This is a genomic window from Prevotella sp. 10(H) (genome assembly GCF_000711235.1).
Taxonomy (GTDB): Bacteria; Bacteroidota; Bacteroidia; order Bacteroidales; family Dysgonomonadaceae; genus Dysgonomonas.
Genome location: NZ_JOMI01000009.1, coordinates 92020 through 104446 on the forward strand (window position 1 = coordinate 92020; position 12427 = coordinate 104446).

The following is a 12427-nucleotide window of genomic DNA, read 5'->3' on the forward strand; positions in this document are numbered from 1 at the left end:
AGTTCTTTGACATAGTTTTTAGTTATAAGTTACAGGATTATTAATTGTTCATTTTTAATTATTAATTAGTTCCTGTTACTTTTGTTACTTTTTGCGACTTAGCGTCTTTGCTAAAAATGCTGTTAACTGATAACTGCTGACTGATAACTGAAAAAAACGTTACTTTTGTTACCTTTTAACTAAACTTAGTTAACAAATATGAATTTATCAGGAATTACAAAAACATCGCGCACCATTTATCAAACTGTCTTACAGAATCTTCCCCGAACTTGGAAAGGCTTTGGCGTACTTTGTCTATCGATCGTTCTTCGCCCGGCCTTGTTTTCGAAAAAAAGCAGTCGGAAAAGCAGATAAGCTTCTCTTCCATGCTGACAGGGCGCATATCGCGGTGAGGGAGAGGTAATTTGCTTTCTATAATTTCTTCAAGGGATAGACCTGTGCCTGTGTGTCTCTCGCAGACCAGTCCATGAATAGGATAGCCCAATTTAGTGAGCAATTCGCATCCGAGATATCCATGAGCAAGGTACGGTTCTATACCGAAGCACTTAATAGAAGGCGCATTAGTCATAAAGATGCCAATATCGTGAAGCATAGCAGCTTCTGCCACAAATTTGGTATCAATATGCAATTCGGGATGATTTCCTGCTATATCGAGCGCTTTTTTTGTCACATCTGTGCTATGTCGTACAAGAATATTGTATAAATCCGAATCTTTTGTATAATATTTCTCGATGATAGCTAATGTATTCATACAGTATAATTCTTTTTTGTTCAAAAATATGTAAATTTGTAAAACGACAGCACGCTTTAAAACAGACAGACAAATGAAAATGTTCTATATCCTTCTTGTTGTTCTTCTCAGTTTTATTCCAAATATAAGAATTTTCGCGCAAACTTTATCTTTGGGTGCTGACAGGCTCGACGTCTTGCTTCCCGAACTTAAAGGTAAAAAAATAGCACTGATCGTTAACCAGACCTCTGTTTTATCCGACGGAACGCATCTGCTGGATGCCTTACTGGCAAACAAAGTGAACATTATTAAAATATTCGCTCCCGAACATGGATTCAAAGGTACGGCCGACGCGGGGGAGACAATAGCAGACGAGAAAGAAAAGAAAACGCAGATACCCGTAATATCCTTATACGGGAAGAATTATAAGCCTCTCCCCTCTCAGGTGGAAGATGCAGATATTCTCCTGTTCGATATACAGGATGTAGGCACACGTTTCTATACATATATCAGTACGATGCATTATGTTATGGAGGCATGTGCCGAAAACGGAAAGGAATGCATTATACTCGACCGTCCAAATCCGAACGATCAGATAGACGGCCCTGTATTAAACCCGAAGTACAAATCGTTTATAGGGATGCATCCGATTCCTGTACTCCACGGGCTGACAATAGGGGAACTGGCGCAGATGATAAACGGGGAAGGGTGGCTCAAAGGAGGCAAAAAGTGTAATCTGAAAGTGATTGCCATGACAGGCTGGAAACACGGAGACCATTACATAATCCCGATAAAACCGTCGCCGAATCTGCCTAATGCACAATCGGTAAGCTTATATCCTTCGCTTTGCTTTTTCGAGGCGACTAAAATAAGCATAGGACGGGGTACGGATTTCCCGTTTCAGGTGATAGGAGGTACAAGCCGGAAGTACGGAGATTTTACCTTCGTGCCGAGACCTAACGAAGGGAATAAAACACCATTGAATATGGGCAAGACCTGTTACGGGGTCGATCTGAGATATTATGAGCATGAGAAAGGAATAGACCTGAACTTCCTGCTAAGCTTTTATAAGAAGTCGGCATTGGGCTCAGCGTTCTTTTCCAGTCCGAAATTTATGGATTTGCTAGCAGGTACAAATACCTTACGTTTGCAGATCACAAAAGGGCTGAATGCCGATAATATCCGTAAGAGTTGGGAAAAAGACCTGAACAAGTACAGAACAATAAGGCAAAAGTATTTGTTGTATGCGGAGAACTAACTACATCAATATAAAACAGAGTATATGACCGACAACGAAAACAAATGTCCGCTGTGCGGAAAGGACACAAACGCAGAAGAAGTTTTTTGTCGCAATTGTCAGGAAATTGCTAAAAATACATATTCCGAAGACTTCTTATATTACACAGAGGTATCCGAACTTATAACTATCAGCAGCGAAGACGATCTGGAAGTACCCGTATCATTAAATATAGACGGAACGGAGGTGGTTCCGGAACATGATATGATAGACCCTATACCACCGGCTCCTCCCGTAAAAAGCAATAGAAAATGGATTATATTCCTTATTATCGGACTCATCTTACTGGTAATTATCGGGGGTATAAGTTCCTATATTTTCATTCAGAATAAGAATGCAGAGGAAACGGAAATAGCGTACTGGAATAAATGTATCGAAGAAAACACGCCACTGTCCTATTCAAAATATCTGGTGCAATATCCCGACGGAAAATATAGTGTAGAAGCTCAGGTGAAAATAGTAACATTACGCGAAGAGGAACGTAATGAATGGCAAAAATTGCGTAACTCGAAGAATATTGATGCTCTCTTCGCCTTCCTTACCGACCACCCGCAGACACCCTATCAGCGGGAAATAAAGCGCGTGATAGATTCGCTCGGCTGGCTACAGACAACAGAACAAAATACCACAGCCGCCTATCAGGCTTATATGGATAATGTAAAAATCGGGCGTTATGCCGGGGAATACGAGTCTGTTGCCCGCCAAAAATACGACTACCTAAGCCAGATGAAAGTGGTGGAAGGCGATGAACTGAAAGAGGTGAAGGAGACGGTGGAAGGTTTTTTTAAGGCTTTATCGTCAATCGATAATAAAGATATACAAAAGTACTCGGCTCCCGTATTGAAGCAATTATATAAGACTGAAAATCAGGAAAGCAAAAATATAGTGGATTCTGTAAAGGCAACCTTTAAGACTAAGAAGATCAAAGAGATTTCTTACGCGCTACCGGATACTCTGCCTGAAGTAATTAAGGATAATAAAGGAATCTATTTTGTAAGTGTTCCTGTTAAATCGGAGACGGTATTTACCGATAAGAAAAAGAAAAAAGTCACTACCGAACAGGTTGTAAATATAGAGCTGGATGCTCAAAAGTTGGTACAAGCCTTATATATAAAGGAAAAATAAGAAGATAAGCTTAAGAAAGTTCGAGCCCGAATTCGTCTTTAAGGCGGCGCAGGCTTTCATTTTCTTCCATCATCAGATTGAACTTTTCGGCAGGAGTAAAAGCCAGTTTCTTTTCGTTATCCTGACTTATGCGTATTTCCATCCTCAGATGTGTATTCCTTAGCTGTGCCCGCAATTTAGTCAGAATAGCCATTCTGTTTTCTGCGAGTCGTTGCTCTTGTACAGGGTTGTTTACGACTACCTCGAATAAAGTATTCTCCAAAAGATTAGGCAGGCAGTTTAGCATCGTATTCTTTAAATGATGTTCTTCTATCAACCCTTCTGCATATGATTTCCATTCGTTGATTAGCTGTAGTGGAGTGAAACGCTCATTCAGAGATTCCGTATTGATTTCTACCTCCGTCTTCTCCTCTTCTTTCTTTTGCCCGAACGCAGAAATAGATATTCCTAAGCCTAAAGAGCTTGTAGTCTTTGCTGGGTTAGAAGATAAAGGCTTCGGAGCAGATTGAGGAACACTTTCTGATATGTTTCTGGTAGATATTACCGGTTTATTTGCTTGTTGCGGATTACCTACCGGTACCTGTGGTCTAGTTACCGGTTGTTGCGGTTGTTGCTGAACCGGATTCGACTCTGCATTGGCTTTAGAGAAAACAGGCTCAATTACCTGCTTTTTTTTTTGATCTTCTCCTGATTGCGGGGAAGATAACTGACAAAGCCTGATGATTGTGAGATCGGAAAGGAGCCGTTTATTACGACTCAATCTGTAATTGAGATCACTTTGGTTGACTATATCAATAGCCTTATACAGAAATTCATTGCTGCATCTCTTTGCTGTATCTATATATCGTTCACGGATAGAAGCCCCGACTTCGAAAAGATCGGCTGTCCTTGCATCTTTGCAAAGCAACAGATCGCGAAAGTGCGAAGCAATGCCTGTAATAACATTGTTGCCGTCAAAGCCTTTGCTTAATATTTCATTGAGTATAAGCAATGCGTCTACTACATTATTTGCCAGTATACAGTCTGTAAGCTTGAAATAATACTCATAATCGAGCACATTCAGATTTTCGATAACGGCCTTATATGTGACGTTTCCACCGGTAAAACTAACTACCTGATCGAAAATAGACAGTGCATCACGCATACCCCCGTCGGCTTTTTGAGCAAGCACATTCAATGCTTCGGGTTCGGTAGTAACATTTTCCTGAGATGCCACATATTGCAAATGCTCGACAGTATCCTTAATCGTTATACGGCTGAAATCGTATATCTGACAACGGGAAAGTATGGTAGGCAGTATTTTATGCTTCTCGGTTGTAGCTAAGATAAAAATAGCATGGTGCGGCGGTTCTTCCAATGTTTTCAAAAAAGCATTGAATGCTGCCTGCGAAAGCATATGCACCTCATCGATGATGTAAACCTTATACTTTCCTATCTGAGGAGGAATGCGCACCTGTTCAATTAGCGAACGTATATCATCGACGGAGTTATTAGATGCGGCATCCAATTCGTGTATATTGAAAGAACGTTGCTCGTTAAATGCTACACATGATTCGCACTGATTACATGCTTCACCATCGGCCGCCGGAGAAAGGCAGTTGATCGTCTTGGCAAAAATACGTGCACATGTTGTCTTACCCACACCACGTGGCCCACAGAAAAGATATGCATGCGCGAGTTTCCCCGAAGCGATAGCATTCTTAAGTGTAGTGGTTAATGACCTCTGACCGACAACCGAGTTGAAAGTCATAGGGCGGTATTTGCGTGCCGAAACAATATAGTTATCCATTCTTATTTTTCTCCTTTAGCAGTACAAAGCTATGAAAAAAAACGGAAAGAAAAAATGTAAAAAAGCCTAGCGAAACCATATCATTTTTAACAATTTATTTGAGATAAATTTATCTATATAACAAAGTAATTGCAATGAAATGCAATTACTTTATCCTTCGAAAACTAAAAAATTTTGTTTTTTTCAATATAAAACATTGCAATAACAAAAATAATTATACCTTTGTACCCGCTAACGCAATTAGCTACGCGGATGTGGCGTAATTGGTAGCCGCGCCAGACTTAGGATCTGGTGCCGTGAGGCGTGGGGGTTCGAGTCCCTTCATCCGCACTGAGCCAAATAAAAAAATCCCTGAAATCAATTGATTTCAGGGATTTTTTTATTCACTAAATGTTAGTAGAACGGTAATAAAACGCAAAATGCAATACTATTTTGTAGCTCATCCTTAACCATTTTTGACCGAAGCAAAATGGGATATTTCTAGGCAAGGAATATCGTTTAATTCATTATCTACCGCAAGTATTATTGCTACATCGCTTTCATGTTCATATAAAACACTTCCCATAGGTGATTATCGAGGTCTTCGAAGCGTATACCATACATCGCACCTTCCATTTCTTCAAATTTATCCACAATCCTTCCGCCCGCTTTTTCAACCTTTTCAGCTATATCATCCACGTCATTCCTGTTTTTAGCGCTTAATGCCGTAAGTAATTCGGGTGAATTAACTGCATCTCCAATAGGCTTTTTTGTAAATGTCCGGAAGAATTCCTCAGTCAGCAACATTACCGAAGCTTTGTCGCTGACAATCATCATCGTAGCTTTTTCATTGGTAAATTGGGGGTTAAATGTAAATCCGATATTGGTATAAAACTCCACAGAACGTTCAAGACTTTTCACTGGGAGATTGATATATACATCTCTGTTCATAATTATATGTTTTAAACTGTCTACTGTGAACAGCTATAGTTTATAATTAGTTTGAGTATTTAAGAATAAATATGTTCTGCAAAAATATATCTTAATAAATTTCATGATTCGTCAATGCAACACCATTTCTTTCTACATACTTTGTTGTATAATTCTCATTATCTACCACCTTCTTAACTCCAGATACATAATAATGATTACCTTCCTCAAAGATAGATTCCTATCCGGAAAGTTTGTATACTTCATAAAATCAATAACCTCAAAAAAGTCTTCGGTAATCTGATACCTTATCGCACAAAACCAAAAATAATAAATCCCGGGAATCAATTGATTCTTGGGATTTATTTACTAATTTCTGATTTTCAACAGACTATCAAGTCTTTATCCTCCACCAAATTCTCTATATACCCATATTGCTTTTCAAAAAAATCAATCTGTAATTCTTCATTCGATCCCGATATCAGTGCACTTTGTCTTTTATGTGCCTGTAAGTAGTTATGATGTAGTTCACACATCTGTTGGTCATAACATATCATGGGATGTAGATTATCCTGATAGAAGAAAGAGTAAGACTGCTTATCGTTTTGGATATAAGATGTGTTCGAATATATATTCCTCATGCCGAGATAATACTGGTATTGCCTGCCATCGTACACATCTTCAATGGCTCCTTTTTCAAGGTCAGTCAAAAGATGCTTTATGTCGTTGGCGATCGATTTCAACTCTTGGTTATCCAAAAGGCCCCGTCTGTAATAATACTGTATTTCATTTATGGTATTGAAAAAAATATTCCGGTCGACTATACATATTGTAGTGCGATTATGAGTATTGACTATTACATCTACAATTTCTTTTTTAATATCTAGTATTGAATCAGGTATCTTTATATCCTTCATTTTCAATTTTAAAGAAGGTATGTGATACTGCTGAAAGTATTTATAATAGAAGAACTTAAACAGATTATCGGAAAAAAGGGTATAAACAAACCATAAGTTATTGGTCGTTTCAAAATTAATAACCTTCTTCATTTTTTGATTTATGCTCAAATGTGTATAATATCTGTGCAAAGCTTTAAAAATAATATCCGACACCTCGTCGTAAAAATAATTACCAAATTCAATAATATATTTTCTCCTCGAATCCAATTCAATTTCTTCATCCAAAGAGAAATCCATCTCCCGTGCTAACAAAATAATTTCCTCATAAGTAAAAGGAATGAGTCCTTTCATTCTGCGATAGGCTGAAACCCTGCTTATACCAAGTATTTCCATAATATACTTTGTAGCGGTTGCATTCTCGGGAGTATTTTTTATGATCTTATCAATAATATCATTCCTTATTTTTTCTCTTTTGTTCATCTTGATAACTTTTAATGGGTATTAATACAAAATTTAGCAATGAGACAATTTGATATCAAAAGGCTAGGAGTCTTTTCAAATATAAATTATTATTTCCGGGCATAACTGATGGATATAGACAAAATTACGTATTCTCAGCCTAAAATAAGATTACTTTCTTCTTAAATAAAAGAATAAAAATCATGAAAAAAATCTTATTATCAGTGATAAGAAACTATTCCTGAATTTCCATAATAACAAGTGTTTCACATATGAACAATTTTTCTCGAATAATGCCTGAGGAATATACATAAAATTAAAAATTTTAGCTTGAAATCAAATTCCTTTGTTTATAGATTAAAGAATAAAAACATGAACACAAAATACTTACTACCGCTTTTCGGAATATTATATATTCTTCTCCCTATTAAATCACAGGTCACTATGGGTTCCGGAATTTCGCCGCGAAAAGGCACTTTACTGGAATTGAAAGAGAATGATGCAGACGGTGAAAATTCTACGAAAGGGTTTAGCCTTCCGCGGGTCAAATTGGAATTACCAACCAAGCTTACTGTCGATGATGATTCGAAAAAAGGTCAATATAAGGGACTGACAGTACAAAATACCCTTACCGGAAACGGGCTTACCGAAGGTATTTATTGTTGGGACGGAGAGAAATGGACACTGGTAGTTTCCGTAAAAGAACAGGGAGAAGACGGGCAGATGCTTACTTCGAAAGGTGCAGGCAATGCTCCCGAATGGAAAAGCCAACAGGAATTGAACATACCTACCGTTGATTTTATTGCCAATACAATAACAACCGGTTCTACATATGTACCTAAAGGTTTTAGGACCGTAAAACTTGATTCTATCTACATGAAAGATTTCGAGTACAATAAAGCTGATGTAAATTTCACTCCGAAAAAATCCGCTTATTATCAGGTATATATATACAACACATTGGACGTTAACAAAACGGGAGGACCCGTCGATAATGGCAGCACAGCCACAAGCACATTAGCCAAAAGACTTCCTGATGGCAGTTATCAAAGTATTTTATCTTTGAACGCCTATTATTATAAGGGATCCAGTTATGTATGTCATCCGGTTGCGGGATTAATTTATTTTGAACAAGGCCAGAAGTACGCTATAAGAACAAGTTATACACTAGAGTATCGAGTTACCGCCGGACGAATTGCCTTTGTCTATTTGCGCGATTAGCTATATCTGCATGCGGTGGTGATAGGCAAGGATTTATTTTAATAGGGAACAATCCAATTTATTTGACATAATGAAAGAATAACCAACATGAAAACAAAAACTATACTATTTCTCCTCGGAACATTCTATATACTGTTGCCGGTACAATCGCAGGTTACTATCGGCTCGCTTTCTGAACCTCGAAAAGGCTCATTGCTGGAATTGAAAGAAAATGAGAGTGCCGATGAAAATTCGACGAAAGGATTCAGCCTTCCGCGTGTCGAATTGAAATCCCGAAAAAAGCTGGCTGTCGACGATGATTCGAAGAAAGATCAATACAAAGGATTGACAATACAAAATACAAATCGTTCTGATTCGGACAGCCTTGCCGAAGGTGTTCACTCTTGGGATGGAGAAAACTGGAGATATCTTGTTGCCGCAAAAGGACAGGGTACGGACGGGCAGATACTAACATCAAATGGTACCGACTCTGTTGCCGAATGGAAAAACCAGTTGGAATTGCATATACCAACCGTCGATTTTGTTGCTACCGGAGATTTAATACCTACTATTAATGTTAAGGATTCTAAAGTCAATCTATTATATACGATTCTCCACAATAATAATTTTTCGTACAATAACGGAGCAATTACGCCCGGCAAACCCGGTTATTATCAAATAAATTTATACAATAAAATGGATGCTACCAAAGCAACAACTAATGAGACAAACAATGAAGGCACAGCAATTATCACACTTTGCCTTAGAGAGGGCGCCAATTATACTGAACTATTATCTTTCTCAGCCTATTATCCCAATGGAACTGATACGCTGATCCATCAGCCGCTTTCGGGATTAATATATCTTACAGCCGGTAAGGATTACGTTATCAGGACAACTTATAATAAAAAATTTAAAGTCGATGGAGGAGGAATTTCCTTTACTTATCTGGGCGGTAGTTAACCATACGAAGTTTATGACCAAAAACAGGCTTTCTGAGCTAAAGGTCTAATTTATTTATCATAAAACGAAAGGATAAGATCATGAAAATAAAAATTATATTGCTTTTTCTCGGAACATTACACATACTCTTACCGATACAATCGCAGGTTACTATTGGTTCCGATTTTGAACCTCGGGATGGTTCTTTACTGGAACTAAAACAGGATAATGAAACCGGAAAAAATGCAACGAAAGGATTTAGCCTTCCACGGGTGCATATAGATTCTCCAAACACACTTACCGTCGATGACGATTCGAAAGGAGACCAATATAAAGGATTGACAGTACAGAATACCAATCCTTCAGGCGGGCTTACCGAAGGCATATATAGCTGGGACGGAAAGATGTGGAAACTGATTGTTGCCACAGATGACCCCGGCACGCAGGCACAGGTGCTTATTTCGAAAGGCGAGGGCAAAGCACCACAATGGCAGGACCTGGCGAAAGTGAATGTACCTTCTGTCACTTTATTTGCTAAGCAAACAAAACCCTCCGTGCTTTTACCGATGAAAAAGAACTATGTCATATATTATGATGAACCGGAGCTCATGATCGGTTTTAAGTACAATAAAGATAAAGGAGAATTCACAGTAGAAAAAGATGGTTATTATGTAGCAAACATTTACAGCAAGGTGGATGTAGAATTCCCTAATAATGAGCAGAATAAAACGGATGGCACATTATTAACTTATTTAGGTATAGTAAATGGCAATGATGTAATGCAATATACAAGGGAGTTCGTTATAAATGTTTGGTATGGATTTACTACTAAACTTATACACCAGTCATTATCAGGATTAGTATATCTTAAAAAAAACCAAAAGTTTGTTATTATGTCCGGTTATACCAGAGATTCTAAAGTTTTAGAGGGATACTTTTCACTGACGTATTTGTTTACATCGGAATAATTTAATACTGGTATCAATCCCTGACACAACGGACAACAAGGGTATTTTTTAGCGCTCTATCGGAAAAAGGTGGCGTGCTGTTGAAATGATTATTATTGGCACTGAACTTATCATTAGTTATACCTTTTTTCTTATCGGGCTCGATTTGCCCGTATTCATCGGCAGTCATCAGATGATATGTGTAGTATCCCCCCGATCCGCCGGGGTTAGTCACATCAGGCTGCTTGCAACGTGAAGCAGCCTGCTCCGGAGCAGTTATAAACTGCAGACAATAGATATGATACTCTTTACCGTCTTTGCCTATAACAGTATATTCGCAATCGCCGCAATCGCCCCACGAACGTATCCATTTTTGCCCGTTCCATACATAAGGGCCTTCGCAAAGGTCGGTTCCATTATCTTTAAGATTATATACTACCATGCCTACATGTATTTTTTCTTCTCCGATCAGGTTATTTGTATTATCCTTTATGGTAACAAGGTTGGTGGTGGTGAGGTTCACTCTGGGCAGCAATATCCCTTGAGTCGAATTTGCATTGTTCATATTATTTGAGTCACTTTCTTTCAGGTCGAGTAAGGCTCCCCTGTTAGGTTCGCTTTCATCGCCTATCGTTACCTGAGCCGTTGTTATACATACAGGCAAAAGCAGAAAAAAGATAGATATAAGGATGATTGGTATTGTCTTCATTTCAAATTTATGTTTTGTCTTTATATAATCTTTGGCAGATGTAAAGTTTTGTGTCAAGGCAATTTGTTTTTAAGATTCTATTGAGAGATTTCTTTCCGCTTTAGATTACACGGAGTATAAACCCATTTACCACCATCCCAGATATATACGCCTTTTCCTCTGTTATTATCGAAAGATGGTTCTACATTATAGACTATAAGTCCTTTGTATATCTTCGGATCGGAAGGAACCGTCTTTATACATGGAACCAAAGAGTTTATGTCTTCCAGTTCTACTCGAGGGAAAAGCAATCCTTTTGTAGAGTTCTCTTCCTCATTGTCGTTTTCTTTCAGGTCTAAAAGTGCCCCACCGTTAGGGCGAATATTCGAGCCTATTGTCACCTGTGCATTGCCATATCCGGCAAGAGCCAGCACGACTAAAATGATTAATAATTTAAGCGATGTATGTTTGTAAGCTTTCATAATATGTAATTTTAGAATGAGATTTTTTCGTATCCAATCTAAAGCCGCAGGGAATATCCATTAACGATATATATTTCCTATTTTCCCAAACAGGATAATAAAAGTGAAGACAAATAAGACAAATCTGGTATTCCCTGTAGGTATAACCTAATCTTAACGGCTTTGAATATTTTTGATATTTAAAAATCATATGCCTGTTTTGTTCGTTTAAAAGTTATGAAACAAAGGAATGTGTAATTGTCTTGTCTTTGTATTAAGGTTGGAAAGCTGCTTGGAAAACTATTTACATCCTTTTCGTAAAGCCTGGAATACGTGTATTCAGCGAAAGGACGTCTGCTCCAGTAAATGTTTGTGTATAAAAGCCGGAAGTCATACTAAATCGATAAAAATACTTTTCAGTTTGTTTGTTCCTAACTTTCATTAAAGAAAATGCCGATGCTTGATATTTTACTTTAATCTTCATGATATATATTGTTTTGTTTATCGCGAAATGTTGATCTCTTTTCAAGTCAAGATTACTATCAGATTTAATTATCCAAAACGAATATGGATACGATGTATCAGGTATTAACCCGGCACAAAGATATTTGCTATTAATTCCGCTGCCAATATACACGCCTCTACAAGTTTCGATTTGTCTATATTATTTTAACATCACACGTAATAGACTGATAATCTATAAATTAAAATTTGTATAGGTCATAATAAATGTTAAATTAACTAAAGGTAAATTTATGTTGATATATATTTGTAGTGGTTAACAGAACACAAAGAATGAAGCAAATTGCATTATTATCACTTATACATTTTTAATCTCTCCATCTACACTAATAATACGAATTAAGCTATACTGAAAGGTAATAAGTCATTATCTCTTCAGTATTTCGTATTATTAGTACAAAGAGATTTTCTTGTATTCAAAGGGTGAATAATGTGGCAAATTTTATTATATCACATATA

At 37.5% G+C, this 12427-nt stretch carries 11 protein-coding genes and 1 tRNA gene; 6 read left to right on the forward strand and 6 right to left on the reverse strand.

Annotated elements, in window-relative coordinates; all coding sequences use genetic code 11:
- Window positions 1–214: 214 nt before the first annotated feature.
- Window positions 215–751 carry an HDIG domain-containing metalloprotein gene (locus tag K348_RS0115835; protein ID WP_029906459.1) on the reverse strand — a complete coding sequence of 179 codons (537 nt, stop codon included), beginning with the start codon at window positions 749–751 and terminating at the stop codon, window positions 215–217.
- A 73-nt stretch (window positions 752–824) separates the two neighbouring features.
- Here K348_RS0115835 and K348_RS0115840 point away from each other — a divergent pair, with 73 nt between their 5' ends.
- A complete protein-coding gene (locus tag K348_RS0115840) occupies window positions 825–1988 on the forward strand; it encodes an exo-beta-N-acetylmuramidase NamZ domain-containing protein (protein WP_029906460.1) in 1164 nt (387 codons plus the stop codon).
- A 24-nt stretch (window positions 1989–2012) separates the two neighbouring features.
- Window positions 2013–3152: a hypothetical protein gene (locus tag K348_RS0115845; protein ID WP_029906461.1), complete on the forward strand. Its 1140-nt coding sequence runs from the start codon at window positions 2013–2015 to the stop codon at window positions 3150–3152.
- Window positions 3153–3162: 10 nt separating this feature from the next.
- On the opposite strand, the gene K348_RS0115850 is transcribed toward K348_RS0115845, so the two are convergent.
- Window positions 3163–4941 (reverse strand): DNA polymerase III subunit gamma/tau, encoded by a 1779-nt coding sequence (locus K348_RS0115850; RefSeq protein ID WP_029906462.1) that lies wholly within the window; start codon window positions 4939–4941, stop codon window positions 3163–3165.
- Between the two features lie 248 nt (window positions 4942–5189).
- Between K348_RS0115850 and K348_RS0115855 the strand changes: the two genes are divergently transcribed.
- Window positions 5190–5271: transfer RNA gene (locus tag K348_RS0115855), tRNA-Leu, on the forward strand.
- Between the two features lie 198 nt (window positions 5272–5469).
- On the opposite strand, the gene K348_RS0115860 is transcribed toward K348_RS0115855, so the two are convergent.
- Both K348_RS0115860 and K348_RS0115865 read right to left on the reverse strand, forming a co-directional pair.
- Window positions 5470–5871, reverse strand: coding sequence for a VOC family protein (locus K348_RS0115860; protein WP_029906463.1), 402 nt, complete (start codon window positions 5869–5871; stop codon window positions 5470–5472).
- A 362-nt stretch (window positions 5872–6233) separates the two neighbouring features.
- Window positions 6234–7229 carry a helix-turn-helix domain-containing protein gene (locus K348_RS0115865; protein ID WP_029906464.1) on the reverse strand — a complete coding sequence of 332 codons (996 nt, stop codon included), beginning with the start codon at window positions 7227–7229 and terminating at the stop codon, window positions 6234–6236.
- Between the two features lie 351 nt (window positions 7230–7580).
- Here K348_RS0115865 and K348_RS0115870 point away from each other — a divergent pair, with 351 nt between their 5' ends.
- From K348_RS0115870 to K348_RS0115880, 3 genes are all read left to right on the forward strand, one after another.
- Window positions 7581–8429: a hypothetical protein gene (locus tag K348_RS0115870; RefSeq protein WP_029906465.1), complete on the forward strand. Its 849-nt coding sequence runs from the start codon at window positions 7581–7583 to the stop codon at window positions 8427–8429.
- Between the two features lie 87 nt (window positions 8430–8516).
- Window positions 8517–9371, forward strand: a complete 855-nt coding sequence (locus K348_RS0115875; RefSeq protein ID WP_029906466.1) for a hypothetical protein — start codon at window positions 8517–8519, stop codon at window positions 9369–9371.
- Window positions 9372–9451: 80 nt separating this feature from the next.
- Window positions 9452–10318 carry a hypothetical protein gene (locus tag K348_RS0115880; protein ID WP_029906467.1) on the forward strand — a complete coding sequence of 289 codons (867 nt, stop codon included), beginning with the start codon at window positions 9452–9454 and terminating at the stop codon, window positions 10316–10318.
- A 13-nt stretch (window positions 10319–10331) separates the two neighbouring features.
- On the opposite strand, the gene K348_RS0115885 is transcribed toward K348_RS0115880, so the two are convergent.
- Both K348_RS0115885 and K348_RS0115890 read right to left on the reverse strand, forming a co-directional pair.
- Entirely contained in the window at window positions 10332–11006 is a 675-nt protein-coding gene (locus K348_RS0115885) for a hypothetical protein (RefSeq protein ID WP_156032906.1), read from the reverse strand.
- Window positions 11007–11083: 77 nt separating this feature from the next.
- Complete coding sequence (locus K348_RS0115890; protein WP_029906469.1) at window positions 11084–11467, reverse strand: hypothetical protein; 384 nt, start codon at window positions 11465–11467, stop codon at window positions 11084–11086.
- Window positions 11468–12427: the final 960 nt, after the last annotated feature.

What these genes read in the sequence shown, in the direction of transcription:
- K348_RS0115840 (WP_029906460.1), top strand. Translation starts at nt 825, where the DNA reads ATGAAAATGTTCTATATCCTTCTTGTTGTTCTTCTCAGTTTTATTCCA.
- K348_RS0115835 (WP_029906459.1), bottom strand. Translation starts at nt 751, where the DNA reads ATGAATACATTAGCTATCATCGAGAAATATTATACAAAAGATTCGGAT.
- K348_RS0115890 (WP_029906469.1), bottom strand. Translation starts at nt 11,467, where the DNA reads ATGAAAGCTTACAAACATACATCGCTTAAATTATTAATCATTTTAGTC.
- K348_RS0115860 (WP_029906463.1), bottom strand. Translation starts at nt 5,871, where the DNA reads ATGAACAGAGATGTATATATCAATCTCCCAGTGAAAAGTCTTGAACGT.
- K348_RS0115870 (WP_029906465.1), top strand. Translation starts at nt 7,581, where the DNA reads ATGAACACAAAATACTTACTACCGCTTTTCGGAATATTATATATTCTT.
- K348_RS0115875 (WP_029906466.1), top strand. Translation starts at nt 8,517, where the DNA reads ATGAAAACAAAAACTATACTATTTCTCCTCGGAACATTCTATATACTG.
- K348_RS0115885 (WP_156032906.1), bottom strand. Translation starts at nt 11,006, where the DNA reads ATGAAGACAATACCAATCATCCTTATATCTATCTTTTTTCTGCTTTTG.
- K348_RS0115845 (WP_029906461.1), top strand. Translation starts at nt 2,013, where the DNA reads ATGACCGACAACGAAAACAAATGTCCGCTGTGCGGAAAGGACACAAAC.
- K348_RS0115850 (WP_029906462.1), bottom strand. Translation starts at nt 4,941, where the DNA reads ATGGATAACTATATTGTTTCGGCACGCAAATACCGCCCTATGACTTTC.
- K348_RS0115880 (WP_029906467.1), top strand. Translation starts at nt 9,452, where the DNA reads ATGAAAATAAAAATTATATTGCTTTTTCTCGGAACATTACACATACTC.
- K348_RS0115865 (WP_029906464.1), bottom strand. Translation starts at nt 7,229, where the DNA reads ATGAACAAAAGAGAAAAAATAAGGAATGATATTATTGATAAGATCATA.